Origin of the sequence: Bacillus sp. XF8 (assembly GCF_017498755.1) — a bacterium.
GTDB classification, from domain to species: Bacteria; Bacillota; Bacilli; order Bacillales; family Bacillaceae_G; genus Bacillus_A; species Bacillus_A bingmayongensis.
The window spans coordinates 74,919-100,023 of record NZ_JAGDQK010000016.1 but is presented as its reverse complement, the minus strand read 5'-3'; the positions used below and the strand labels follow the sequence as shown (position 1 = coordinate 100,023).

Annotated in this window: 27 protein-coding genes; 21 read left to right on the top strand and 6 right to left on the bottom strand. The window is 34.5% G+C overall.

The genetic code is table 11. The features are described from left to right. Nucleotides 1–34 precede the first annotated feature (34 nt). The 5 genes from J4P91_RS10670 (at nt 35) to J4P91_RS10650 (ending at nt 4,579) form a co-directional block, all read left to right on the top strand. Nucleotides 35–1,240, top strand: a complete 1,206-nt coding sequence (locus J4P91_RS10670) for an iron-containing alcohol dehydrogenase (RefSeq protein ID WP_307802528.1) — start codon at nt 35–37, stop codon at nt 1,238–1,240. A 51-nt stretch (nt 1,241–1,291) separates the two neighbouring features. Beyond that, a complete protein-coding gene (locus J4P91_RS10665; protein WP_207994106.1) occupies nt 1,292–2,731 on the top strand; it encodes a GntP family permease in 1,440 nt (479 codons plus the stop codon). Nucleotides 2,732–2,847: 116 nt separating this feature from the next. After that, complete coding sequence (locus J4P91_RS10660) at nt 2,848–3,570, top strand: aspartate/glutamate racemase family protein (RefSeq protein WP_207994104.1); 723 nt, start codon at nt 2,848–2,850, stop codon at nt 3,568–3,570. A 98-nt stretch (nt 3,571–3,668) separates the two neighbouring features. Further along, nucleotides 3,669–4,142 carry an SAM-dependent methyltransferase gene (locus tag J4P91_RS10655; protein ID WP_207994102.1) on the top strand — a complete coding sequence of 158 codons (474 nt, stop codon included), beginning with the start codon at nt 3,669–3,671 and terminating at the stop codon, nt 4,140–4,142. After that, nucleotides 4,139–4,579: a GNAT family N-acetyltransferase gene (locus J4P91_RS10650; protein WP_207994100.1), complete on the top strand. Its 441-nt coding sequence runs from the start codon at nt 4,139–4,141 to the stop codon at nt 4,577–4,579. Before J4P91_RS10655 ends, J4P91_RS10650 begins: the two co-directional genes overlap by 4 nt. A 287-nt stretch (nt 4,580–4,866) precedes the next feature. Here J4P91_RS10650 and J4P91_RS10645 read toward each other — a convergent pair whose 3' ends face one another. Both J4P91_RS10645 and J4P91_RS10640 read right to left on the bottom strand, forming a co-directional pair. Beyond that, complete coding sequence (locus J4P91_RS10645) at nt 4,867–5,391, bottom strand: HAD-IIIA family hydrolase (protein WP_207994098.1); 525 nt, start codon at nt 5,389–5,391, stop codon at nt 4,867–4,869. 27 nt (nt 5,392–5,418) lie between these two features. Further along, entirely contained in the window at nt 5,419–5,850 is a 432-nt protein-coding gene (locus tag J4P91_RS10640) for a GNAT family N-acetyltransferase (protein ID WP_207994096.1), read from the bottom strand. A 179-nt stretch (nt 5,851–6,029) separates the two neighbouring features. On the opposite strand from J4P91_RS10640, the gene J4P91_RS10635 reads away from it, so the two are divergent. The 5 genes from J4P91_RS10635 to J4P91_RS10615 all read left to right on the top strand — a co-directional run bounded on the left by J4P91_RS10635 (nt 6,030) and on the right by J4P91_RS10615 (nt 9,963). Further along, a complete protein-coding gene (locus J4P91_RS10635; RefSeq protein ID WP_207994094.1) occupies nt 6,030–6,755 on the top strand; it encodes an ABC transporter ATP-binding protein in 726 nt (241 codons plus the stop codon). Continuing rightward, nucleotides 6,733–7,929 (top strand): ABC transporter permease, encoded by a 1,197-nt coding sequence (locus J4P91_RS10630; protein WP_207994092.1) that lies wholly within the window; start codon nt 6,733–6,735, stop codon nt 7,927–7,929. The genes J4P91_RS10635 and J4P91_RS10630 overlap by 23 nt, the downstream gene beginning before the upstream one ends. Before the next feature lie 282 nt (nt 7,930–8,211). Further along, nucleotides 8,212–8,787, top strand: a complete 576-nt coding sequence (locus J4P91_RS10625) for a YpjP family protein (RefSeq protein ID WP_017149732.1) — start codon at nt 8,212–8,214, stop codon at nt 8,785–8,787. 131 nt (nt 8,788–8,918) lie between these two features. Continuing rightward, nucleotides 8,919–9,554 (top strand): HAD family hydrolase, encoded by a 636-nt coding sequence (locus tag J4P91_RS10620; protein ID WP_207994090.1) that lies wholly within the window; start codon nt 8,919–8,921, stop codon nt 9,552–9,554. A gap of 22 nt (nt 9,555–9,576) precedes the next feature. Further along, nucleotides 9,577–9,963, top strand: coding sequence for a VOC family protein (locus tag J4P91_RS10615; protein ID WP_207994088.1), 387 nt, complete (start codon nt 9,577–9,579; stop codon nt 9,961–9,963). A gap of 67 nt (nt 9,964–10,030) precedes the next feature. Here the strand turns inward: J4P91_RS10615 and J4P91_RS10610 are convergent, their stop codons facing one another. Further along, nucleotides 10,031–11,488 carry a serine hydrolase gene (locus J4P91_RS10610; RefSeq protein ID WP_207994086.1) on the bottom strand — a complete coding sequence of 486 codons (1,458 nt, stop codon included), beginning with the start codon at nt 11,486–11,488 and terminating at the stop codon, nt 10,031–10,033. 257 nt (nt 11,489–11,745) lie between these two features. Here J4P91_RS10610 and J4P91_RS10605 point away from each other — a divergent pair, with 257 nt between their 5' ends. The 5 genes from J4P91_RS10605 to J4P91_RS10585 all read left to right on the top strand — a co-directional run bounded on the left by J4P91_RS10605 (nt 11,746) and on the right by J4P91_RS10585 (nt 17,066). Further along, nucleotides 11,746–12,702, top strand: coding sequence for a thymidylate synthase (locus J4P91_RS10605; RefSeq protein ID WP_017149729.1), 957 nt, complete (start codon nt 11,746–11,748; stop codon nt 12,700–12,702). 20 nt (nt 12,703–12,722) lie between these two features. Beyond that, nucleotides 12,723–13,211, top strand: coding sequence for a dihydrofolate reductase (locus tag J4P91_RS10600; protein ID WP_207994084.1), 489 nt, complete (start codon nt 12,723–12,725; stop codon nt 13,209–13,211). A 186-nt stretch (nt 13,212–13,397) separates the two neighbouring features. Beyond that, nucleotides 13,398–15,383, top strand: a complete 1,986-nt coding sequence (locus J4P91_RS10595) for a penicillin-binding transpeptidase domain-containing protein (protein WP_207994082.1) — start codon at nt 13,398–13,400, stop codon at nt 15,381–15,383. Nucleotides 15,384–15,599: 216 nt separating this feature from the next. Next, nucleotides 15,600–16,235, top strand: a complete 636-nt coding sequence (locus J4P91_RS10590) for an FMN-dependent NADH-azoreductase (protein WP_207994080.1) — start codon at nt 15,600–15,602, stop codon at nt 16,233–16,235. Between the two features lie 111 nt (nt 16,236–16,346). Continuing rightward, on the top strand, nt 16,347–17,066 hold the full coding sequence (locus tag J4P91_RS10585; protein WP_207994078.1) for a lysophospholipid acyltransferase family protein: 720 nt from the start codon (nt 16,347–16,349) through the stop codon (nt 17,064–17,066). Between the two features lie 35 nt (nt 17,067–17,101). Here J4P91_RS10585 and trhA read toward each other — a convergent pair whose 3' ends face one another. Beyond that, on the bottom strand, nt 17,102–17,758 hold the full coding sequence (trhA, locus tag J4P91_RS10580) for a PAQR family membrane homeostasis protein TrhA (protein ID WP_017149724.1): 657 nt from the start codon (nt 17,756–17,758) through the stop codon (nt 17,102–17,104). Between the two features lie 192 nt (nt 17,759–17,950). Here trhA and tatA point away from each other — a divergent pair, with 192 nt between their 5' ends. From tatA to J4P91_RS10560, 4 genes are all read left to right on the top strand, one after another. Continuing rightward, nucleotides 17,951–18,118 carry a twin-arginine translocase TatA/TatE family subunit gene (gene tatA, locus J4P91_RS10575; protein ID WP_017149723.1) on the top strand — a complete coding sequence of 56 codons (168 nt, stop codon included), beginning with the start codon at nt 17,951–17,953 and terminating at the stop codon, nt 18,116–18,118. Between the two features lie 75 nt (nt 18,119–18,193). After that, entirely contained in the window at nt 18,194–18,922 is a 729-nt protein-coding gene (tatC, locus tag J4P91_RS10570; RefSeq protein ID WP_081584529.1) for a twin-arginine translocase subunit TatC, read from the top strand. Between the two features lie 154 nt (nt 18,923–19,076). Next, nucleotides 19,077–19,328, top strand: a complete 252-nt coding sequence (locus J4P91_RS10565; protein WP_017149721.1) for a DUF2535 family protein — start codon at nt 19,077–19,079, stop codon at nt 19,326–19,328. A 152-nt stretch (nt 19,329–19,480) separates the two neighbouring features. After that, entirely contained in the window at nt 19,481–20,323 is an 843-nt protein-coding gene (locus tag J4P91_RS10560) for a DegV family protein (protein ID WP_207994076.1), read from the top strand. A gap of 172 nt (nt 20,324–20,495) precedes the next feature. On the opposite strand, the gene J4P91_RS10555 is transcribed toward J4P91_RS10560, so the two are convergent. Then, entirely contained in the window at nt 20,496–21,473 is a 978-nt protein-coding gene (locus J4P91_RS10555) for an MBL fold metallo-hydrolase (RefSeq protein WP_207994074.1), read from the bottom strand. Nucleotides 21,474–21,828: 355 nt separating this feature from the next. On the opposite strand from J4P91_RS10555, the gene J4P91_RS10550 reads away from it, so the two are divergent. Continuing rightward, on the top strand, nt 21,829–22,416 hold the full coding sequence (locus tag J4P91_RS10550; RefSeq protein ID WP_207994072.1) for an SCO family protein: 588 nt from the start codon (nt 21,829–21,831) through the stop codon (nt 22,414–22,416). 52 nt (nt 22,417–22,468) lie between these two features. Here J4P91_RS10550 and J4P91_RS10545 read toward each other — a convergent pair whose 3' ends face one another. After that, nucleotides 22,469–22,936, bottom strand: a complete 468-nt coding sequence (locus J4P91_RS10545; protein ID WP_207994070.1) for an Hsp20/alpha crystallin family protein — start codon at nt 22,934–22,936, stop codon at nt 22,469–22,471. A gap of 218 nt (nt 22,937–23,154) precedes the next feature. Between J4P91_RS10545 and asnB the strand changes: the two genes are divergently transcribed. Then, complete coding sequence (gene asnB / locus J4P91_RS10540) at nt 23,155–25,056, top strand: asparagine synthase (glutamine-hydrolyzing) (protein WP_207994068.1); 1,902 nt, start codon at nt 23,155–23,157, stop codon at nt 25,054–25,056. Nucleotides 25,057–25,105: the final 49 nt, after the last annotated feature.

Below are 25,105 nucleotides of genomic sequence, written 5' to 3'. Positions count from 1 at the left end.
TCACATTATAAAATATTTAGTAGGGAAAGAAGGGGTGGGTTACTTGCAAGAGATCGCGGAATTTCGTATGCCAAAGAATGTTTTGTATGGGAGAAATTCACTTGATAAATTAGGGGAACAAGCAACAAAATTAGGAAAAAGAGCTTTTATTATCAGTGATTCTATTATGAAAAAGCTTGGCTATATCGATGCGTGTGTGAAACTACTAAAAGCAAAAAAAATAGATGTTATTACTTATGAAAATGTAAATGCGGAACCAACAAATATTCATGTTTTGGAAGCGCTAACGATATGCGCAGAGTCAAAATGTGATTTTATTATTGGACTTGGTGGGGGAAGTTGTATTGATGCGGCGAAAGCTGTAGCAGTGCTGTTTACAAATGGTGGAGAGATTGAAGATTATGTTCAAAATCATATGCAAATAGAAAAGCAACCATTACCGCTCATTGCAATTCCAACAACATCTGGTACCGGATCGGAAGTGACAAGTGTTGCTGTTATTACAAATAAAAAAACAGATGTAAAAATGATGATTAAGGACCCAAGCTTTACCCCGCAAATAGCAATTATTGACCCTGTATTGACACGTTCTGTACCACCTCATATTACTGCTGCAACAGGAATAGATGCATTATGTCATGCAATTGAAGCTTATATTTCTAGATTTTCACAGCCTCTTACTGATGTACTAGCACTTTCAGCGATAAGAAGTATTATGAAATATTTACGTATTGCTTATGAAGATGGAGATAATATGGAAGCGAGAGAAGCGATGATGATTGCCTCTTTACAAGCTGGTATCGCCTTTTCAAACGCATCGGTTACATTAGTTCATGGAATGTCTCGTCCGATTGGAGCGCTATTTCATGTGCCTCATGGCATATCTAATGCAATGTTATTACCAGCTGTTTTAGATTTCACAAAGGTTTGTTCAGTCAAGCGACTTGCAGATATCGGACGGCACATCAATCCAGATTTATATTCACTTCCTGATGAAGAGGTTGCCAATCAGGCGATTCTTGAAATAAAGCAACTTTGTTCCGCTCTTCAAATTCCTAATCTGAGGGAGTATGGAATTGATCAGATTGAATTTGAAAATGCACTTCCAAAAATGGCGAAAGATGCACTTGCTAGTGGGAGTCCAAGCAATAACCCACGCATTCCATCTTATCATGAAGTGAAAAAATTATATCGTATATGTTTTGATTATCAATATGAGACTTCTATAAGTACCCTATAAAATTCAGAATTTTCTTCAAATATTTCCACGGAAATGAAAAGGGGGCAGGATATGGAATTAGTAATTATTCTATTAGCTCTTTGCATGCTTATGTTTGTTGCGTATCGTGGTTTTTCGGTTATTTTATTCGCTCCAATTTGTGCGTTATTTGCTGTTTTATTAACAGAACCAAGTCACGTATTGCCGTTTTTCTCTAATATTTTTATGGAAAAAATGGTTGGATTTATTAAATTATATTTTCCTGTTTTCTTACTCGGAGCAATTTTCGGTAAGGTAGTAGAAATGTCAGGGATTGCGGAGTCTATTGCAAAGACAATTATTCAGCTAGTTGGTGTCAAACGTTCCATGTTAGCAATTGTCCTAATGGGAGCTATATTAACTTATAGTGGTGTTAGTTTGTTTGTAGTTGCTTTTGCGGTATATCCATTTGCAGCTAATTTGTTTCGAGAGGCGAATATTCCAAAACGATTAATACCTGGAACGATTGCTCTTGGTGCGATTACGTTTACAATGGATGCTCTTCCAGGAACACCGCAAATTCAAAACGTTATTCCGACCACGTTTTTTAAAACAGATATTTATGCAGCACCATTTCTTGGGATTATCGGGGCAATCTTTGTATTCCTTGTTGGTATGTTGTATTTAGAAAGAAGACGAAAAAAGGCAGAGGAAAGTGGAGAAGGATATTATGGATTTGGAGATGAAAATCCTGAAATGGCTGCCACAACAGAAACAGAACAAAATGTAAAATCAGCTATTCAAGCTCCTGAAATTACACCACTTCGCCAAGTGCTTGCATTTGTACCACTTATTTTAGTAGGGGTAATGAATAAAGTTTTTACAGTATTAATCCCTACATGGTATCCGAAGGGATTTGATTTTTCCGCAATTGGATTAAAGGCGTTTGGTAAAGTAGAACTTTCTGGTGTGCTAGGTGTATGGTCTGTGGAACTGGCACTTTTAATCGGAATTATTACAACAATTATTTTAAATTGGAAACGCTTATTTACTGGATTTCAAGCTGGTTTAAATGCAAGTATTGGAGGTGCATTGCTTGCTGCTATGAATACCGGAGCCGAATATGGTTTTGGAGGAGTTATAGCAGCATTACCTGGTTTTGGTGTTATTCGAGATAGTATTTCTACAACGTTTACAAATCCGCTTGTAAATGGTGCAGTGACTACAAACGTCCTCGCGGGAATTACTGGATCAGCTTCAGGAGGAATGGGTATTGCCTTAAGTGCGATGTCAGAGAAATATATTGCGGCAGCAGAGCAATATAATATTCCATTTGAAGTCATGCATAGAGTAATTTCGATGGCATCAGGAGGGATGGATACATTACCTCATAATGGTGCAGTTATTACTTTATTAGCTGTAACAGGTTTAACACATAAACAATCGTATCGTGATATTTTTGCGATTACTATTATTAAAACATTGGCTGTTTTTGTGGTGATTGGGGTGTATAGTTTAACTGGAATTGTATAAGAACATAAAAAGGACATTTGTTTGTTTAACAAATGTCCTTTTTGTTATGTTAAAATTACATAATAAGATATTTTTCTGTGAATTTTAAATGAGAGAATGAAGGGGGAATTAGGAGGATGCAAATGATTGGTCTTATTGGTGGAATGAGCTGGGAGTCTTCTGCTGAATATTATCGAATTATCAATGAAGAAGTAAAGAAAAGATTAGGAGGATTACATTCAGCAAAATGTCTTTTATATAGCGTTGACTTTGCAGAGATTGAATATTATCAATCTGAAGGTGATTGGGAAAAGGCGGGGGAAGTATTAGGAGAAGCTGCATATTCTCTTGAGAAAGCTGGAGTGGACTTCATTGTTATTTGCACGAATACAATGCATAAAGTTATTTGTAATATTAAAGAGAAGGTGAGTATCCCGATTTTACATATTGCGGATGCAACAGCTATAGAAATAAAAAAACATGGAATTCGATCAGTTGGTTTACTTGGAACGAAATATACAATGGAACAGGATTTTTACAAGTCTCGAATAGAACAGAATGGAATAAAAATAATTGTACCAAATGAAGCAGATAGGGAACTGATAAATGGGATCATATATAATGAATTATGTTTAGGAGAAATGAATCAAGTATCAAGAGATTCCTATAAAGAAATAATAAATCGTTTCGTTCAAAATGGAGCAGAAGGAATTATATTAGGCTGTACGGAAATAGGGCTATTAGTAAAACAGGAAGATTCTCAAGTTCCTTTATTTGATACAACTTTTATACATGCTGTTGAAGCTGTGAACATCTCTTTAGGCAGGTATTTGGATGCAGTGCAAGAGAATAAAAATTAACAACATAACTTTATTATGTAAACTAATGCAACTGTATAGATGGAAAACATTCAGAAAATATTTTATAATGTAAGTGGTTACAAAAAGGGGGAGTATGGATGTTTTCACTTCAGCCAATTGCTTTTGTACATAATGAGAGAAAAATGATAATGGATGATGAATGGGGAGATATAAGATCTCTTATTACATTAACAGATTCATATGCAGAAGAAAGCATACAAGGAATTGAAAGTTTTTCGCATATTGAAGTAATCTTTTATTTTCATAAAGTGACAGATGAGCAGATTCAATATTCGGCTAGACATCCACGAAATAATAAGGAATATCCGAAAATAGGTATTTTTGCACAGCGGGGAAAAAATCGTCCAAATCGATTAGGGGCGACAATTGCAAAAGTTGTAAGGAGAGAAGGGAAATCAATTGTAGTTGAAGGGTTAGATGCAATTGATGGTACTCCTATATTGGATATAAAGCCTGTTATGAAAGAATTTTTACCAAATGAAGATATTACACAACCTGAATGGGTAACGGATCTTATGAAAGAGTATTGGAAAGGGAGCGGAACAAAATGAAAATATATGAAGCAACAATTGCAGATTTAGATGGATTAGCAGAAGTATTTAACAATTATCGTGTATTTTATAAGCAAGAATCGAATGTAGAAGAAGCAAAAACATTTTTGCGTAATCGTATCGAGAGAAATGAATCTGTCATTTTTGTAGCTGTTGAAGATGGAGAATATCTTGGATTTACGCAATTATATCCCTCTTTTTCATCTGTTTCAATGAAGGAATTATGGATTTTAAATGATTTATTTGTACAAGCTAATAAACGTGGGGCAGGTACTGGAAAGAAATTGTTAGAAGCAGCTAGAACTTTTGCATTAGAAAATGGTGCAAAAGGTTTGAAGTTACAAACGGAAATTGATAATATTTCAGCGCAACGATTATATGCCGAGAATGGATATTTGAGAGATAGTCGTTATTTTCATTATGAGTTAACTTTTTAAAAATGAATACATATTAGAAGCTCAACATACAAGATTTGTATGTTGAGCTTTTATATTAAGAACATTGCAATTTCAAACATTTTGTAAGGCTCTTAAGTTGTGGAGAGTTCAAGGTATATTATATTCTTCACATGAATTTTTGTAGTATCGCTTTCCTTGTTAAACAAACTATTCCTGCGCTGTGATACTCTTTAATATTTTTCTTTTAAATATAAAAAATCCCCTTTTGAAATCATATCTAAAGGGGAAGAATATCGTGACTTCATTTCAAATCAACAAGTGGACATTCATCGTTCCAATATCCATTTTGTAGCATCTTCAAAATTTGTTGCAATATAACTTGGTTCAATATGAGCCCATTTATCACGATATGTATGCAAAGCATCATGTCCGGCACCGGTTTGAACTAATATCGTTGTTGCATGAACATTCGCCCCCGCAACGATATCAGTCCAGCGATCACCAATAACAATACAATTTGTTAAATCAAGATTATATTTTTTTGCTGCTTGCAGGAGCATACCTGTACTTGGTTTTCGGCATTCACATCCATCTCCATGTCTGTGAGGACAAAGGTATATGTCATCAAAACCGAATGCTTGTAGTTCTTGGATAAAATCTTCAACACTTGCTTTTCCATCAGCAATACCAGGCTGATTTGTAAAGGAAAATAGTTTTATATTTTGTTCTTTTAATGCGTGTAAGGAGTTTTGTGTAAATGGAAATAAGGTGAATTCACCAGGGTAATGTACAGTGGTGTCGCCGCCAATTGTTCCATCCCGGTCGATAAAGATTGCTTGAATGTTTGTCATAATAATAAGTTCCTTCCTCTTAATAGATTAAAAATATTTAACAAATCGATATCCATTTACTTCGTATCCTAATTTTTTATAGAACGGATGAGCTTCTTTTCTTTGTGTACCACTCACAAGCCATGTTCCAATACAATTATGTTTTTTTGCTAATTGCTCAGCATAATCCATTAAAATTTGTCCGATTCCTTTTCTACGTGCAGTGGAATCAACGCTAATAATTGAAATTTCCCCATATCGTGTCACATCTTCTAAGTTCTCTCTTATACGGAATCCGAGAAAACCATATATATGATTATCTTCTTCGTAAACATATAGGAAATCAAACGGACTCATTTCAACAAATTGCAAACGATTTTCCATATCTTCATGAGAAATAGAGGAACCCTTTAGTTCTTTTGTTAGTGAACAAAGTGATTCTTTATCATTTACAGTCGCTTTTCGAATGTGAAATGTCATATAACCATCTCCATATGTAATAAATTAATAACTTCAAACTTTAAATATTCTGTCAAAAAATGTTTTTTCCTGCTGGTAAAATCGATATTTAATAAATTAGATATATAGAATAATATTTTAATAGAAAACATGTTATAATTTTCCTGAAGTTTACTGTAAGTGGAAAGAAGGGAAGTAATTTGTTACAAGTTGATATTCGCTCAGCGGGTTATGAAACAGGAGAAAAAACAATCCATGATATAGCATTTTCAATTGAAAAAGGTGAATTGGTTGCTCTTATTGGTGCAAATGGTGCCGGGAAAAGTACGACAATTAAATCAATGCTTGGCTTGCTTGCAAATATGGATGGTGACATTTCGTTTGGTGAAAAAAAGAATCCGTATGCATATGTGCCAGAACAACCAACATATTATGATTATTTAACACTATGGGAACATATTGAATTGTTAATGGCTGCACGTGGGTGTGAAGCAGGGGGTTGGGAGGAACACGCACGGGAGTTATTACATATATTTCAAATGGAAAAGCATAAGCATGAATACTTATCGAAGTTTTCAAAAGGGATGAAACAAAAGTCCATGTTAATTTTGGCATTTTTAACAGAGCCAGATTTCTATATTATCGATGAACCGTTTATTGGATTAGATCCAGTAGCAACACGAGAATTTTTAAACTTCTTATATAAAGAGAAAGAGCGTGGGGCTGGGATTTTACTTTGTACCCATGTACTAGATACAGCGGAAAGAATATGTGAACGATTTTTACTTATTTCACAAGGCACATTATTAGCGGATGGAAATCTACAAGCGATTCAATCACTAGCGGAAATGCCAGACAGTCCATTATTAGATTGTTTTGATGCAATCGTAAGGCGGGAACAACATGATGAAACAACAATTTTATAAAAGGTTACATCATGAATTGCAGAGGAAATGGAAATCGATTCGCTCTGTTACGGATTGGACGGTAGCTCTCTATATTATCATTCCAGCGTTTATATTTAGTGGAATTTATTATCGCTCATTATGGACGCGAGAATTATCTGCAGAAGAACCTGCTTATTTTTTAATAGGTTTGTTTGTATTTTCCTTTGTTACATATTCAAGAGGAATGCGTTCGTTTTTAGAGCAAGCGGATAGCCTATTTTTAATTCAACATCCAGTTCATATGCAAAAGTTAATGAAATACGGCATGTTATATACATGTATTAGAATAAGTATAACAAATATTATTGTAACGCTCATTATGTTACCTATATTGGTTAAGAGTATGGATGTATCTCTTTTACAAGTCGTATTATTTTGGCTGTCCTTTACCGTTTTTCGATTTATGTTATCACTATTAATAAGGTATATGGATGTACGTGGAGGGAAGCGCTGGATATTATGGATTGTAAAGATTATCGTATTTTTTATAAGTTTTATTTGTATGGCAAGTGGTGTGTTTTTAGGTTTTCAACATCCAGTATATGCAATACTATTTATCATTGTATTGATTGGAATTAGTGTGATTTTGATAAAACAAAAGATGAACTATCAACGTTTCTTTTTTAAGGAAGTTGAAAAAGAAAAGGAAGAAGGAATGCGCTGGACGATGGAAATCATGCAATTCAGTGGTCAAACAACGAAGCCAAGTAATAGCTCGAAACCATGGTTGTTTCCACGTTCGAAGCATATAATGGGAAAAAAATCTGATTCGCGTATTATTGAATCATTTTTAAAGGAATATTTTCGATCAGGGGCTTCTCTGGGGTTTTATATTAAAATTATTTTTATGAGTGCAGCATCGATAAAAGTAACACCATGGTGGATTGCACTTATTATTATTGTATTTGCCTGTGTTGCAATTGCACGTTATTCAGGTGATCAATGGAATGAATTTGCTAAAAAAATGTTTCTTCAATTATATTGTGAGCAAGGGAAGTTATTATTGTTAAAAGGAAGGGCAGAAATGTGCTTGTTTATTCCGGCTGTTTTCATTTACGGAACAGTTATACTCGCACAGTTTTATTTATTACCAGCTATCATCATTGGGATCTTCTTATTAATCGTAATAGGCTGGATTGTATTTTTACCATAGAAAAAAGAGCCGTAATGGCTCTTTTTTAGTCTGTAATCGACTGATAAATAAAATATAAAAGAACAAAAATGCTTAGGACGGAGTACATGACATCTAGAGTCATTAAAAATCCTCCTCACTATTGTTGTACTTATATTATATGAAATCTTACTATTCCATATTCAAATGAAAAAAATATGAAAGTTAATAAATTTGTAAAGTGCAAAAATTAGCATCATTTTGTATAATAGAAGAAACAACTGTTATAAAAATATAAGTAGTGAAAGAGGAGGGAATAAAAAAATGCCAAATTGGTTTAGAAAGACATTAGTTGCATTAATTACTGTATTTACATTTGGCTTAGTGACGCCTCCTTCTATTTTGCTTGATAATGCAAAAGCGGACAAGCCTACAAGGCAACAAAATTTGGAGCAGACGTCCTATACATATGAAGAAGAGCGTGAAAGGTTAACCGCAGATACCTTTCTCACCTATGCAATGCAAGAGGCCGAAAAACAATCTATGCAAAAGTTCGGTTCTAAAATTGGACCTGTCATTGAAGATGAATTTAAAGATATTATTTTACCTAAAATAGAAGAAGCAATTGCAGAACTTGCAACAGATATACCAGAGGAGTCACTACAATCATTAGCAATTTCACAAAAACCAGCGGGTGGTAATAACGAAAAGATCTTTCATGTGTATGATACAAAAACAGGAAACGACTTACTGCGTTTTCATGTAAGACGTGATCATCCACCGCAAGACGGATATTATTTTAATTTCCATTATCATCGTTTTGATGATGGATATACAGCGCATCATGAGCTAGGAGATATTTATTGGAATACGAATATGCCACCGAAATGGCTGTCGTGATAAAAAGAACGAGGAGATGTCCTTGTTCTTTTTTATTTTTTTAGATTTTAAAATTAAAGGTGAAACGAATCTTAATAGCGAATAAAATATGTTTAGATTTGTTCAAAAAAGAAGCTAAGGGAGTATTCATTATGTTGAAATATGTTGTATTTGATTTTGATGGTACATTAGTAGATTCACAAGATATATTTGTTCCTATTTATAATCAACTTGCCGAGAAGCATAGGTATAAAACGGTAAGGGAAGAAGACATTGAACCTTTACGAAAATTATCTATTTCTGAAAGGTGTAAACAGCTTCATGTACCAATCTATAAACTTCCTTTTTTAGCAGTAGAGTTTTATAAGTTATATCAGCCTGCTATTAAGGATCTTGTTTTGTTTAATGGAATGAAGGAAGTATTAAATGAATTACATAGAAAAGGTTATGAAATAGCGATTATATCATCCAATTCAGAAGAACATATTAGAGCGTTTTTACATAATAATCAAATGGAAAATATTCAAGATGTTTTTTGTTCGAAAAATCTGTTTGGTAAAGATAAAATTATTAAGAAATTTTTAAAGGTTAAAAAAATAGAAGAAAAAAATATGGTGTATGTTGGTGATGAACAGAGAGATATCATTGCTTGTAAAAAGGTTGGTGTGAATGTCATATGGGTTGGATGGGGATATGATGTGATGGAAACGATTAAAGAAGATTCTCCAGATTATATGGTGGATACACCGAATGAAATTTTACAAGTCGTACAATCTGTTCATTCATGATGAAAGAGGGGAAGCTAAAGAGATGCAGCGGTTTGAACCAGGTATTCATCATATTGAGTTTTGGGTGGGGGATTTAGAGAAATCCATGTGTTTTTACAGTAGATTGTTCGCTATTATTGGATGGAAACAGTTGAGCGAGAATGCATTTAGTACAGGAAAGCTTGAAATATATTTTAAGAAAATGGATGAAGAGATTGTAAGAACATTAGGTCCGAGGCATATTTGTTACCAGGCCGTTAGTAGATCTGTAGTTGATGAGGTTACTAATTTCTTACTAGATGTACAAGCGGAGATTATTCGCGGGCCGATTGAGATGAATCGTTACTCTGATGGATATTATACAGTAGATTTTTATGATCCGAATGGATTTATAGTAGAAGTAGCTCATACGCCTAATGTGATAATGTGATGAAGGCTCGTACAAATTAATAGAGGGAAGCTATGCCTCCCTCTATATAGTTCCTATTATTATATTTTTATTTCACTTTTGTGAATGTAAGAGGTTGTGTACTTAACATAGCAGGTACGTGTAATTGAATCGTTTGGAACTGTCCGCTTGTATTCATCTCGTAAGACAGCAGCACATTCATTTCGATTTGGAATAAGTCTAATGTTGCAGAAAACATGTCGTAGTGATGATGCTTCAGCTGTACTTTCATTTCTGTGAATTGTAAATATAACTCTTCATTTTGCTTATATACTTCTAGTGTTCCGTAAGCAGGGTGTTCGAATGTGCCAGTGTAATCTTTTAATGGATGAGAAGGTGTGGTATCTTTTACTTGCTCTGGAAGTGATTGGTTTACCTCTTTCATCATGTCTTTCAGTTTAGCAGTGTCTTCTATAGCACGCTTATGCCAATCAATGGTTTCTAGCTCAAGAAGTTCGTCATAGATTTGATTTGCAAGATAATTAGGGAGTAATGTACTTCCAGAGTTAGTTAATATGACAAGACCTATATTTTCTTTTGGAATGAATGAGACAAGTGCTGTAAAACCATCGATATTTCCGCCGTGATGAATCACTTTATAGCCACGATAAGCGCTAATAAACCAGCCAAGACCGTAATTGTTCAATGGTGATTCAGGTGTTGATAAAAACGGTTGATCAGGAATTGTGTTGTGCGATGTATACATTTGTTGTAGTAATTCGGAAGATAGTAATTCATGCTCTCCACTTTTTCCTTGATTAAGATGGAAAAGCACCCAATTTGCCATATCTTCGATTGTAGAATTGATGCATCCAGCAGCTCCTACTGTATCAATATTACGGAATGGTACCTCTTTTATTTCTCCATCTTTCTCAACATAAGGCAATGCATAGTCATTCGTATTTTGTGAGTCAGTGACAGAGAAATTTGTTTGTTCCATTTGAAGTGGTTCTAAAATATGTTCTTTGACGTATTGTTCCCATGTCTGATCTGTAATGTTTTCTACAATATAGCTTATTGTTGCATACATTAAGTTGTTATATAAGAAAGCAGTGCGAAATGGTGCATCAAGTGATAAATGCTTTATTTTTTCAACGATGTCTTTTCGAGTTAAGGAAGAGTTGTACCAAAGAGCATCATGACGACTTACGCCAGAGCGGTGAGAAGCTAAATCTCGCGCTGTAATTTGTGAGCTTGCAAATACATCGGATAAAGAGAATGTAGGAATATAAGATTGAACAGGAGCATCCCAATCAAACTTTTTCTGCCCTGCTAATAGGCTTAAAGAAAGTGTACCAAATGCTTTTGTCGCAGAGCCGATTGCAAAGCGAGTTTGAGGTGTAACTGGCTCTTTCTGTTCCAAATTACGATAGCCAAATCCTTCTGAAACAATGACTTCTCCATCTTTTATAATCGCGACAGCAGCTCCCGGAACATTTAAATCTTTCATCATTTTTTCAATTGTAGATTGTAATGTACTAACAACAGGGATTTCGATTTTAGACATGTTTCTAACCTCCAAATATTATTTTATACTTCCGCACTATAGTTTCTTTGATAAGGAGTTAAATACCTCTTAAAAGATGAAAAGTTAAGAATTTTGTAAGAATCATTAAAATGGATATTCCATATTAGATTTTTGTCAATACTTACTATATCGAAATATTTTTCAATAAGTCTTACTGAGAATTTTGCATGCAGAAATATTTTTTGTATGATAAACTCCTTATAGGAAATAGTTGTGAAAGAGGGTTTTTCTTACATATGAAACATGCTGAATATGAATACTTAAATTTGTGCCGCCATGTGATGGAGCATGGTACAAAAAAAGAAGATCGTACAGGAACAGGGACTGTATCTGTATTTGGATATCAAATGCGTTTTGACCTTAGCAAAGGATTCCCTTTATTAACGACAAAACGTGTTCCATTCCGCTTAGTAGCTAGTGAACTCCTTTGGTTTATGAAAGGTGATACAAATATTCGCTACTTACTTCAAAATAACAATAATATTTGGAATGAATGGGCGTTTAAAAGCTGGGTAGAAAGTGATGCGTACGAAGGACCAGATATGACAGACTTTGGACTTCGCTCACAGCAAGATGAAGAGTTTAAGAAACAATACGATGAGCAAATGGAATTATTTAAAAAGAATGTACTAGAAGATGATGATTTTGCAAATCAGTATGGCTATTTAGGAGATGTATACGGAAAACAATGGCGTGCTTGGAAAACGACAGCAGGTGAGACAATTGATCAGTTAAAAGATGTAATCGAAATGATTAAGAAAACACCAGATTCTCGTCGTTTACTCGTTTCTGCTTGGAATCCTGAAGATGTGCCAAGCATGGCATTGCCACCTTGTCATACGCTATTCCAATTTTACGTAGCAGACGGAAAACTATCATGTCAGTTATATCAACGAAGCGGTGATATTTTCCTTGGCATTCCATTTAATATTGCAAGCTATTCATTGTTAACACATTTAATTGCGCATGAGTGTGGTTTAGAAGTAGGGGAGTTCGTTCATACGATTGGAGACGCGCATATTTACACAAATCATTTTGAGCAAGTGGAAAAACAGTTAGCGCGTGAACCACGCCCATTCCCAATGTTAAAATTAAACCCAGATGTAAAGTCTGTTTTTGACTTTGAAATGGAAGATTTAACATTAGAAGGCTATGATCCACATCCCGCAATTAAAGCACCTGTCGCAGTGTAAACGCAAAAGGAGATGAAAATATGATTATTTCATTTATGGTCGCAATGGATGAAAATAAAGTCATCGGTAAGGATAATAAGCTACCATGGCATTTACCAAGTGAATTGCAATATGTTAAGAAGACCACAATGGGGCACTCACTTATTATGGGAAGAAAAAATTATGAAGCGATCGGAAGGCCGCTTCCAGGAAGACGAAATATTATTGTTACGCGCAATATGAATTATCATGTAGAAGGCTGTGAAATTGCGCATTCAGTAGAAGAAGTGTTTGAGCTATGTAAAAATGAAGAAGAAATTTTCATTTTTGGTGGAGCGCAAATTTACGAATTATTTTTACCATATGTAAACAAGCTTTATATCACAAAGATCCATCATTCATTTGGAGGAGATACATTCTTCCCGGAAATGAATATGAAAGAGTGGAAAGAAGTTTTTGTAGAAAAAGGCGTTACGGATGAAAAGAACCCGTATACATATTACTATCACATATACGAAAAACAACAATAATCATAAAAAAGATTGATGTGGATGTTCACATCAATCTTTTTATCTAGATAACAAGATAAAGCTTTATGAATGAACTTTTTTGGTGATATAATGGTAGAGGCTGTAAGTATTAGTAGCCTAGGAAAAATTCATAAAAGAAAGATTTATATCTAGTATTTCTTTGCTTAGCTAAAGGAGGAGAATCGGTTGAAAAAACTATGGGGGCTGCTTTTTCTTTGCTTCACACTCATGCTAGTAGGATGCGGTAAAGAAGAAAAGCCAGCACAAGCATTTGATACATATGCAAAAGCGTGGAATAAACAAAAATTTGCAGATATGTATGATTTGTTATCAGAAAATGCGAAAAAATCTATTTCAAAAAAAGATTTTACTGAGAAGTACGAAAAGATTTACGCGGGTATTGAAGTTAAAAATCTGAAGGTAGAAACAGGAGAAGTAAAAGAGGATAAAGCAGATAAAGGACCAGTTCCTTTTAAAGTGAGTATGGATACAGTTGGTGGAAAGATTTCCTTTTCGCACGAAGCAAAGCTTGTGAAAGAGAAAGATGGAGATAAAGAATCTTGGAAAATAGATTGGACTCCAGATTACATTTTTCCAGGAATGACGAAAGACAGCAAAATACGCATGCAAACGTTTCAAGCGAAGCGCGGGGAAATATATGATCGTAATGAAAAAGGGCTCATAACAAATGGCACGGCATCTGAAATTGGAATGATTCCAGGGCAATTAGGAGATGCTGCACCGCAGACAAAAGAAACAGTAGCGAAACTACTTAATATGTCTGTAGAAGAAATTGATCAAAAGCTTGCGGCTAAATGGGTGAAACCAGATTATTTTGTGCCAATCGGTATTTTACAAGAAGGTGCAACGCAAAATGATTATATTGATTTGCCAGGAGTTTCATCGCGCCCAGTAAAAGTTCGTACATATCCATTAGGAGAAGCGGCAGCACACTTAACGGGGTACATGGGAAAAGTAAGTGCAGAAGACTTAAAGACCCTTCAGAAAAAAGGTTATCAAGCAGATGACCCAGTTGGGAAAGCTGGCTTAGAGCAAATATTTGAAGATGAATTGCGCGGCGAAAAGGGTGGCCGTGTCTTCATGGAAGATGCGCAAGGAAAAGAAATAAAAGATTTAGCGAAAAAAGAAGCGAAAGATGGAAAAAATATTACTTTAACAATTGATGGTGCTGTTCAAGAAAAAATCTTTAATGAAATGAAGGGAGAAGCTGGGTCAAGTGCAGCGATAAATCCGCAAACTGGTGAAACAATTGCACTTGTTAGTAGCCCTGCATATAACCCAAATGTAATGGTAAGAGGTGCATCAAAAGCGCAACGTGAAGCGTGGAATAACGATCCGAAAAAGCCAATGACAAATCGCTTTACACAAGCATCCGCACCAGGCTCTGTATTTAAAGCAATTACAGGTGCAATCGGTCTTGAAACGAAAACAATTGATCCAAAAGAGGAATTGAAAATAGAAGGATTACAATGGACAAAAGATTCTTCATGGGGAAATTATTATGTAACACGTGTAAAAGATGCGAGTCCAATTGATTTTGACAAAGCAATGAAGTTTTCTGATAACATTTACTTTGCACAAGAAGCTTTAAAAATTGGTAAAGATAAATTTATGAGTGAAGCAAAGAAATTTGGATTCGATGAAAAATTACCAATTGAATATGGATTCCCAGTTTCAAAAATTGCAAAAGATGGTATTAAAAATGATATTCAAATGGCTGATACAGGGTATGGACAAGGCCAAGTATTAATGACACCTCTTCATTTAGCATTAACGTATGCACCAATTGTAAATGAAGGTGATATACCGTCTCCACACTTGATTAAAGATGATAAACAAGCTAAACCTTGGAAAGAAAATGTGATTTCTAAAGGAAACCAAGATATATTAAAAAATGCGCTAACAAAAGTAATTAATGATGAAGATGGTACAGGGAAAATCGCTAAGATTGATGGAATGACTCTCGCTGGAAAAACGGGAACAGCTGAGTTAAAAGAATCAAAAGAAGCAGAGGGAAAAGAACTTGGATGGTTCGCTGCTTTTGATGCAAATTCACCTAACATGATTGTAACGATGATGATCGAGGACGTAAAAGGTCGAGGTGGAAGTAACGTACCGGGTGAGAAAGTGAAACATATTTTTCAAAAGTAATAGTTAACAAAAAGCTATCTCCACGAAAGGAGATAGCTTTTTCTATATGAAGCAAAAAACAAGTGATGAATAATTATATTAACTTACGAAAAAAAAGTAGCTATTTTTTATTGACATTAGGGAGATGTTTTTGTATCATTACTTACATAAGGTAAGTAATTTACTTTTTAATTAGAAATCTCAAATTAAAGATAATCATTAAGGGAGAGAATAAAAATGACAAAAGTACTATTTATTACAGCAAATCCAAACTCTGCAGAAGCATCTTTCGGTATGGCAGTAGGGGAAGCTTTTATCGAAGCATATAAAAATGAACATCCACAAGATGAAGTAGTAACAATTGACTTATTTAATACAACTGTACCAGCAATTGATGCTGAAGTATTTGCTGCTTGGGGTAAATTTGCAGCAGGTGAAGGTTTTGAAACATTAAGTGAAAGTCAACAACAAAAAGTTGCAGTTATGAATACAAACTTAGAAACATTTATGAATGCAGATCGTTATGTGTTTGTAACACCAATGTGGAACTTCAGCTATCCACCAGTAGTAAAAGCATACTTAGATAACTTATCTATTGCAGGTAAAACATTTAAATATACTGAAAATGGACCTGTTGGTTTACTAGAAGGTAAAAAAGCACTTCACATTCAAGCTACAGGTGGCGTATATTCTGAAGGACCATATGCAGCAATGGACTTCGGCCGTAACCATTTGAATGCAGTATTAGGATTTATGGGTGTATCTGATGTAGAATATCTTGCAGTTGAAGGTATGAATGCAAATCCTGAAAAAGCAACAGAAATTAAAGAAGCGGCAATTACAAATGCACGTGAATTAGCAAAACGTTTCTAATATAGAAAACTCAAAAATGTCCAAACGCTTGTCGTTTGGACATTTTTTCTTCTTTTTCCTTCGTTTGTCTAGTATAATGAATGACGGAGTGATAATAGGTGGGGGTTCTATATGATTCAAACGTTTTTTAAAATCTTTTATTTAATTTTAATTGTAATTGGTATTACACCGAGGTTATGGCGTATAAAGCGTAAAGCAAATACGATGTCGCCACAAGAAAAAGATCGCCTCGTGTATAAAACAACAAACTGGTTTGGTAAGAAAATGGTTCGTGTAGCCGGATCGACTGTACAAGTAAACGGACTTGAAAATGTGCCGAAAGATAAGCCTGTACTTGTTGTAAGTAATCATCAAAGTGACATGGATATTCCAGTTTTACTTGGGTACTTAAATAAACCAATTGGATTTGTTTCAAAAGCAGAAATTAAGAAATTTCCGCTTGTACCAACTTGGATGGAATTGATGAATTGTGTGTTTATGGATCGCAGTAATCGTCGTCAGTCTCTTCAAGCTATTAAAGATGGAATCGAATTATTAAAGAATGGTCATTCAATTGTGATTTTCCCAGAAGGAACGCGCAGTAAAGGCGGTGAAATGGGAGATTTTAAAGCAGGGAGTTTTCATCTTGCGGTAAAATCGGGTGTGGCTATATTGCCGGTAACACTGGATGGAACATATAAGATGTTTGAAGCAAATGGAAATCGTATGAAGCCTGCGCAGGCAACAGTAACCATTTCAAAACCAATTACACCGGAGCAATATGCAAGTATGGATGTTAAAGAACTAACGCAGTATACGAAAGATATTATTGCAGCTCAATTACATAAGTAATAGAAAAGTCTCAGCTTGAAAAAGCTGAGACTTTTTTATGCAACAGGCAATACATAAAACAATACGCAGAAAAACATCATTGTGCTACCACCTAATACAAAAAGATGCCAAATTGCATGGTTGAAGGGGAGTTTTTCCCAAAGGAAGAAGATTGCTCCTACGGAATATAGAATCCCACCGATTAACAATAGTGAAAATCCGTGCCCGGTTAAGTTTTCATAAAGTGGTTTGATGGCGACGATAATGAGCCATCCCATAATGATGTAGCACAGTGTTGACATTTTGATAAAACGGCGTACAAAGAAAATTTTAAAAATAATCCCACCGATAGCAAGCGTCCAAATAATTGCAAGTAATGTCCAGCCAAGTGGACCTCGCAGAGTAATCAGTAAAAATGGTGTATATGTGCCAGCAATCAATAGATAGATGGCGGAGTGATCTAAAATCGTAAATAACTTTTCTACTTTTGGATGGTGGATGCTGTGTAATAGCGTCGAAAATAAATATAGTAGAAACATGCTTACACCGTAAACAGTAAATCCAACAACAGCAGAAGCTGTGCCATGCTTTGAGGCATGAATAATTAATATAATCAAAGCCGGAATACTTAAAATGGCACCGATGCCATGAGTAATTGCGTTGGCAATTTCTTCTTTTACAAACCTTGTCATCCGTGTTACTTTTTGAGTCATGAGTCGAATCCTTTCTCACATGATGAAATAAGATGTATTTTCTTTTACAATATCATATACAAAAGAAATAGAAAATGAAAATTGTTTAATTGATTATATTTTTGAATTTTTTTGACAAAAGACAGCGGATACATTGACGTTTACAAACTTTTTTGACAAAATGAAATTAAGCGACAATAAGGGGGAAGAAATATGCCAATGAACATTGGGTTTCCAGGTTTAATATTAATTTTGGTACTCGCTTTAATTATTTTTGGTCCTAAAAAGTTACCTGAAATTGGACGGGCATTTGGAGAAACGTTAAAAGAATTTAAAAAGTCTACAAAAGGATTGCATGATGATACAGAGGGAAAGAAATAAGCTTCACTAGATTATTTTGAGCTTATGGCTTTCCAGTGAGTAGGGAATGTGGTGATAAGAGTGGGCAATCAAGAAATGAGTGTCACAGAGCATCTTGGTGAGTTAAGAAAGCGACTCATTATAACAGCGCTGACGTTTCTATTTTTTATTGTCATTGGTTTTTCGTTTACGAAAGAAATATATAATTTTATCGTAAAAGATTTAAATATGAAATTAACTGTTTTAGGTCCGAGTGATATTTTATGGATTTATTTTGTGATAGCGGCTGTTTTTTCGATTGTATGTACAATACCAATCGCAGCATTACAAATTTGGTTATTTGTCAAACCAGCATTACATCAGCATGAACGCAAAATGACGATTCTTTATATACCGGCATTATTTTTATTGTTTATTGGCGGACTTTGCTTTGGCTATTTTTTGATTTTACCATTTGTTTTGCAATTTTTAATGAGTCTTGGTGATGATATGTTTCAAACAATGTTTACGACAGAAAAGTATTTTTCATTTGTGATGAATATGACTGTACCGTTTGCGGTGATTTTTGAACTTCCCGTCGTTGCGATGTTTTTAACAAGCATAGGGGTCCTCAATCCAATAGCACTTCAAAAAGTGAGAAGGTATGCGTATTTTATTTTAATTGTTATCGCTGTTTGTATTACACCACCAGACTTTATTTCTGATTTTTCAGTAGCGGTACCTCTTCTTGTAATTTATGAATTAAGTATTACAGCATCAAAGCTTGTTTATAAGCGGAAAATAAAACGAGAAATGAATACAGAATCAAAAAGTGCCTCATTATAAAGGCACTTTTTTTATTTATTTGTTATACTATACTTGTAATCGTATACAATATAAAGAAGAAAAAAATTATAGAATCTCCGAAATTTAGACAAACTTTTCACCATTGTAAGTTTATACTGAAGTTATAAATCCAATAAAAAAGAGGATTGATATCGTGATTATGAAAAGTTTTTATTTCACCCATTCAACAGGGAATTGTGTCAAAATATTTGAAATTCCTGTCCTACAAGCACAACATCCATTAGCATTTCTAATTCAGTCACGTCTTCAACTATTTATTGCCAAAATTCAAAAACAAAAACAACCGAGATTCTCATACTCTTTTCGCGAATATTTACAAAGTTGCTTAAAGTGGAATGACTATTCGAATGTGTATCAAACAAATTCACTTGAAAAAAATGCATAGTCTAAAATAAGACAGGGCAAATGTGCTCTGTCGTTTTCTTTTTAGCCATAAAACAGAAGATTTTTACTGAAAAATGCTTTTAAATGGTTGAAAGCATTAGGAATACTAGTATAATAACAAGGAGAGCGTATTGGAAAGGGAAGAAGTAAAATATGCAAAAAATTAAAATTGTAACAGATTCAACGGCTGATTTATCACAAGATGTGATTGAGAAATATGATATTCATGTTATCCCATTATCTATTTCTGTAAATGGACAAACATACTTAGATAGAGTAGATTTACAACCCGATGAATTTATCGAAGAAATGGCGAAATCAGAAGAATTACCAAAGACATCACAACCTGCTATGGGATCATTTGTAGAGATGTATGAAAAGCTAGGAGAAGATGGAAGTCAGGTGCTTTCTATTCATATGACAAGTGGAATGAGTGGTACAGTTGCAACGGCAAATAGTGCTGCATCAATGACAGAAACAAAGGTTACGGTTGTTGATTCTCAATTTATTACTCATGGTTTAGCATATCAAGTACTTGAAGCTGCAAAAATGGCAAAAGAAGAACGCTCGTTAGAAGATATTTTAAATCGTATTGATGAAGTTAGAAAAAATACTCGTTTATATGTAGTTGTAGATACGTTGGAAAATTTAGTTAAAGGTGGACGTATTGGAAAAGGAAAAGCATTCATTGGTTCTTTATTAAATATTAAACCGATTGCTAGCCTTGAAGATGGTGTATATAACCCTGTAACAAAAGTCCGTAGCCAAGGACAAATTGTAAAAACATTAGCGAAATTATTCGAGCAAGATACAGCTGGAAAAGTAGTAAAGGCTGTTGCTATTCCTCATGCGAAAGCACTTCCGTTAGCAGAAAGCGTAAAAGCGGCTGTTGAAAAAGTTAGTGGATTCACACAATCAGAAATTTTTTATACAACTCCAATTATAAGTACGCATACAGGACCAGGAGCAATTGGTTTTATGTATTTAGCTGAGTAAAAAAAGCTACTTGAATGATTCATTCAAGTAGCTTTTTTTACTAGTATAGAAAATATGAGATAAGAAGAGTAATAAAGGCGCTTCCGCTAATGATGTAACGTGTTTGCAAGTATTTTTCCATGAAAACACCCTTTTCATTTTTCTCTATATAATGTATTTCCAAAGAGCTTTGTTATACATGAGAATGATCTAATGTTTGTTTGTGCTCTTTTTCCTCATTTGTTGATGAGGGAGAAATATACGTTTGACCAAGAAATAATACGTGAAGTTGCTCCCAAGGTAGCATACGTAAATTCCAATTGTTACGAAGTCGTGTAATCGCCTCTCTCGGTGTCTCATCAGCGAGTGCGAATGTACCGTAATGCATTGGGATGAAATGAGTTGCTTTTACATCTAAATAGGCTTGCACTGCTTCCTCAGGGGAAACATGTGATTCTTTCATAAACCATTCTGGTTCATATGCACCAATAGGCATTAAGGCAATATCAATAGAAAATCGATTGCCAATTTCCTTAAATCCTCGGAAATAGCCACTATCACCACAAAAATAAATCGTTTCATCTGTTGTTCTGTTATCGATAACCCACCCACCCCAGTGGGAAGTATTCATATCAAACAATGATCTTCTTGTCCAGTGCTGCGCTGGTACGAAGTGAAAGTCGACATCATCAATTTTTGTGGATTCCCACCAATTATATTCTTCTACTCGCATAAATTTTTTTCTGGTAAATATTTTTTTTAATCCAGTGGGTACTAAGTATAGAACATCTGAATTCAATTGACGAAGTGTAGAAAAATCCAAATGATCATAATGACCGTGTGAAATAAGGACAATATCAATCTTGGGCAATTCTTGTAATGTAAGGCCGGGACTCGTTAGCCTTGGTACAAGCTTTATTTTTTTTGACCATACTGGATCTGTTAAAATGTTGAGCCCGTTTGTTTGTATAAGGAATGTTGAGTGACCTATCCATGTAATCGTTGTTTTTTCAGTATTCGTTCGTAAAAATTGAGCATGCTTGACAGGTGATTGTTCTACTAGATAAGAAAAATCTTTCTTGTTTTGTTTTCGTTCTTTACGCCAACGTAAAAACGAGCGAATTGGTTTTTTTGTACTAACATTATCCATGTTTTCATAGCGCTTTGCCATGAACATCACCTCATTTAAAATCTTTGTAGTTGTATTGTATCGAAATGTTGTTAAGGAAAAAAGTAAGAAAAATTGATTAACGATTAAAAAATTGTAAAAAATAGGGTGGCTATCTTTACAAAGTAGAAAAACTAGGAGTGACGTATTGAAAATTGTTATGTAAAGAGACGAGAAGGAGAGAATATTAGTAAACAATAAAACATTTGTCTAGTAATTCGCTCGAAAATAGGAAGTAACATACTTAAATTGGTACGATTTCGTGAACAAATAGGATAAACAATTTTCTCATAGTGTTTACTTTTGTTATGATAAACATGTCATACATAAATTTAGGGAAGAGAAGAGAGGTTTGAAAATGAAGCGTTATCAAAAGCTGATTGGTCTCATAGTTGTTTTTTGCTTATTTATACTTGCAGGATGCGGCTCAGGATCAAAACTCCGTAAACCATTAAATTGGGATTTAGAAACTTTTCAATACATAAATCAAGATGGTAAAAAGTTTGGAACAAAAGATTTAAAAGGGAAAGTATGGGTAGCTAATTTTATGTTTACCAATTGTCAAACGGTCTGTCCTCCGATGACTGCTAATATGGCGAAATTACAAAAAATGGCAAAAGACCAAAAGTTAGATGTTCAATTTGTGTCATTCAGCGTAGATCCAGAGGTTGATAAACCAGAGAATTTAAAAGCTTTCATACAAAAATTCACAGAAGACACGAGTAATTGGAACTTGCTAACAGGATACTCATTAGAAGATGTGAAAAAATTCGCAAAGGATAATTTCCAAACGCTTGTAGATAAGCCAGATAATACAGATCAAGTTATGCATGGAACATCGTTTTATCTAATCGATCAAGAGGGTAAAGTGATGAAGAAATACAATGGAATTAGTAATACACCATACGAAGACATTTTACGTGATATGAAACGATTAGTGGAATAAAAGAAGGATGCTGAGCATCCTTCTTTTGGTATATGGAAAAAATATATAATGGTTAATCTATGGATAAAATATCGTGCTGTTGTGGAAGTTTTGGAGCACGTATTTCTAAAATGCCATTTTGATAGGAGGCCTTCGCACTTTTTTTCCTAATTAAATATGGAAGTTTAATCATACGAGAAGCTCCTGACATGGATCGCTCACGACGATAGTAATTATGTGAAACTTCATCTTTTGTTTCTTCCATGATGTCTTCTGTAACAGAGATTTTTAAGTATTCATTTTGAATTTCTATTTGAATTTGTTCCTTTTGAACGCCTGGGAGTTCTGCTTTTATGACTAGTTCTTCGCCAGCTTCATATAGGTCCACGGGGAATGTTAATAAACGGTTTCCTTTTTGAAAAAAGTGATTCATATCTGCAATTACATCACGCAATGGTGTTTGTTCAAAAAAATCATCAATTTGTTTTAAGTAACTACGAATTGGTGGACGAGACGAAGAATCTTTTTTTTCATCACTCATGTTTTTTGCCTCCTAGAAATCAATTTGCAATATCATATGACAAATGTGTGCGAATGTGAGTGCCTATTTTTCATGTTTACTCAAAAAAATTGGGTAAAATGTGAAATGGAGTGATTTTTTTATAGTTTTTGTCGCCATATTGAGTTGATTATGCTAGTATAAATAGGGTTGATATAGTAGTATAGAAACAGAATGAAAACTGAAAGAGGGTAAGAAGTATGTGTGGTTTTGTAGGATGTTTATGTGAAAACCCTAGAGAGTTTTCAGAAACAGAAAAACATCAATTTGAAAATATGAACACGATTATTTTCCACCGTGGTCCAGATGACGAAGGATATTTTCGTGACGAACATGTACAATTTGGCTTCCGCCGTTTAAGTATCATTGACTTAGAGGCAGGACATCAGCCGCTAACTTATGAAAATGATCGATATGTAATTATTTTTAATGGTGAAATTTACAACTATGTAGAATTACGTGAAATGCTACTTGAAAAAGGTGCAACGTTTGCAACGCAATCTGATACAGAAGTTATCCTTGCTTTGTATGCACACATGAAAGAGAAATGTGTTGATTACCTTCGCGGTATGTTTGCATTTATGATTTGGGATCGTGAAGAAAAGAAACTTTTCGGTGCACGTGACCATTTCGGTATTAAGCCGTTATATATCGCGGAGCAAGGTGATACAACATTCTTTGCATCTGAGAAGAAAAGTATTATGCATGTAATGCAAGATAAAGGAGTAAACCCAACTTCATTACAACATTACTTTACGTATCAATATGGTCCAGAGCCAGAAACGTTAACAACTGATATTAACAAAATTGAACCTGGTCATTATTTTGTAAAAGAAATCGGTAAAGAGATGGAAATTCATCGTTACTGGAAACCGTATTTCAATGCTTCAAATGCAACGAAAGAGGAGCACATTCAAGCGATTCGCGATGTATTATATGATTCTGTAAAAGTTCATATGCGTAGTGATGTGCCGGTAGGTTCATTCTTATCTGGTGGTATCGATTCATCTATCATTGCTTCTATTGCAAGAGAAATGAATCCAAATCTTTTAACATTCTCTGTTGGTTTCGAACGCCGCGGCTTCAGTGAAGTTGACGTTGCAAAAGAAACTGCAGAAAAACTAGGTGTAACAAACCATAGTGTCTTTATTACAGCAAAAGAATTCATGAACGAATTCCCAAAAATCATTTGGCATATGGATGATCCTTTAGCTGATCCAGCTGCTGTACCATTGTACTTCGTAGCAAAAGAAGCACGTAAGCATGTAACAGTAGTTCTTTCTGGTGAAGGTGCAGACGAGCTGTTTGGTGGATATAACATTTATCGTGAGCCAAATTCTTTAAAAATGTTCTCTTACATCCCTACTCCAGGTAAAAGCGTCTTAAAAGCATTAAGTGGTGCGCTTAAAGAAGGATTTAAAGGGAAAAGCTTCTTAGAGCGCGGATGTACACCAATTGAAGAACGTTACTATGGTAATGCGAAAATCTTCCGTGAAGAAGAAAAAGCTGAATTAATGAAGTATTACAATGAGAGTGTTAACTACATGGATATCACGAAACCATTGTATAATGAAATTAAAGATTATGACGATGTTAGCAAAATGCAATACATCGACATGTTCACATGGCTACGTGGTGACATTTTATTAAAAGCTGATAAAATGACGATGGCAAATTCATTAGAACTTCGTGTACCATTCTTAGATAAAGAAGTATTTGACGTTGCGTCTAAAATTCCAACAGAATTAAAAATTGCAAACGGAACGACAAAAGCAATTTTACGTGAAGCAGTGCGCGGAATCGTTCCAGATCACGTATTAGATCGTAAAAAGCTTGGCTTCCCAGTGCCGATTCGTCACTGGTTAAAAGATGAAATGCACGACTGGGCTGTTAATATTATTAAAGAAAGCAAAACAGAGCATTTAATCGACAAACAGTACGTATTAAACTTACTGGAAGCGCATTGTGCAGATAAAGGCGATTATAGCCGTAAAATTTGGACAGTACTTGCATTTATGGTATGGCACCAAATTTATGTTGAGCATAAATATGATACAAATGAGTTTCATGAAGAAACAAAGCGTGCGTATAGCTTAGTATAAGTAGGAAAACCTTAAGATCGTATACGATCTTAAGGTTTTTTTCATAAAT

Bases quoted from the DNA above. Each gene is read 5' to 3' on its own strand.
- J4P91_RS10660 (WP_207994104.1), top strand. From the start codon at position 2,848: ATGCAAATGATTGGTCTTATTGGTGGAATGAGCTGGGAGTCTTCTGCT.
- J4P91_RS10545 (WP_207994070.1), bottom strand. From the start codon at position 22,936: ATGAGTGATGAAAAAAAAGATTCTTCGTCTCGTCCACCAATTCGTAGT.
- tatC (WP_081584529.1), top strand. From the start codon at position 18,194: ATGAGTGTCACAGAGCATCTTGGTGAGTTAAGAAAGCGACTCATTATA.
- J4P91_RS10610 (WP_207994086.1), bottom strand. From the start codon at position 11,488: ATGTCTAAAATCGAAATCCCTGTTGTTAGTACATTACAATCTACAATT.
- J4P91_RS10600 (WP_207994084.1), top strand. From the start codon at position 12,723: ATGATTATTTCATTTATGGTCGCAATGGATGAAAATAAAGTCATCGGT.
- J4P91_RS10665 (WP_207994106.1), top strand. From the start codon at position 1,292: ATGGAATTAGTAATTATTCTATTAGCTCTTTGCATGCTTATGTTTGTT.
- J4P91_RS10590 (WP_207994080.1), top strand. From the start codon at position 15,600: ATGACAAAAGTACTATTTATTACAGCAAATCCAAACTCTGCAGAAGCA.
- J4P91_RS10640 (WP_207994096.1), bottom strand. From the start codon at position 5,850: ATGACATTTCACATTCGAAAAGCGACTGTAAATGATAAAGAATCACTT.
- J4P91_RS10605 (WP_017149729.1), top strand. From the start codon at position 11,746: ATGAAACATGCTGAATATGAATACTTAAATTTGTGCCGCCATGTGATG.
- asnB (WP_207994068.1), top strand. From the start codon at position 23,155: ATGTGTGGTTTTGTAGGATGTTTATGTGAAAACCCTAGAGAGTTTTCA.
- J4P91_RS10650 (WP_207994100.1), top strand. From the start codon at position 4,139: ATGAAAATATATGAAGCAACAATTGCAGATTTAGATGGATTAGCAGAA.
- J4P91_RS10585 (WP_207994078.1), top strand. From the start codon at position 16,347: ATGATTCAAACGTTTTTTAAAATCTTTTATTTAATTTTAATTGTAATT.
- J4P91_RS10620 (WP_207994090.1), top strand. From the start codon at position 8,919: ATGTTGAAATATGTTGTATTTGATTTTGATGGTACATTAGTAGATTCA.
- trhA (WP_017149724.1), bottom strand. From the start codon at position 17,758: ATGACTCAAAAAGTAACACGGATGACAAGGTTTGTAAAAGAAGAAATT.
- J4P91_RS10645 (WP_207994098.1), bottom strand. From the start codon at position 5,391: ATGACAAACATTCAAGCAATCTTTATCGACCGGGATGGAACAATTGGC.
- J4P91_RS10560 (WP_207994076.1), top strand. From the start codon at position 19,481: ATGCAAAAAATTAAAATTGTAACAGATTCAACGGCTGATTTATCACAA.
- J4P91_RS10615 (WP_207994088.1), top strand. From the start codon at position 9,577: ATGCAGCGGTTTGAACCAGGTATTCATCATATTGAGTTTTGGGTGGGG.
- tatA (WP_017149723.1), top strand. From the start codon at position 17,951: ATGCCAATGAACATTGGGTTTCCAGGTTTAATATTAATTTTGGTACTC.
- J4P91_RS10630 (WP_207994092.1), top strand. From the start codon at position 6,733: ATGATGAAACAACAATTTTATAAAAGGTTACATCATGAATTGCAGAGG.
- J4P91_RS10655 (WP_207994102.1), top strand. From the start codon at position 3,669: ATGTTTTCACTTCAGCCAATTGCTTTTGTACATAATGAGAGAAAAATG.
- J4P91_RS10550 (WP_207994072.1), top strand. From the start codon at position 21,829: ATGAAGCGTTATCAAAAGCTGATTGGTCTCATAGTTGTTTTTTGCTTA.
- J4P91_RS10625 (WP_017149732.1), top strand. From the start codon at position 8,212: ATGCCAAATTGGTTTAGAAAGACATTAGTTGCATTAATTACTGTATTT.
- J4P91_RS10555 (WP_207994074.1), bottom strand. From the start codon at position 21,473: ATGGCAAAGCGCTATGAAAACATGGATAATGTTAGTACAAAAAAACCA.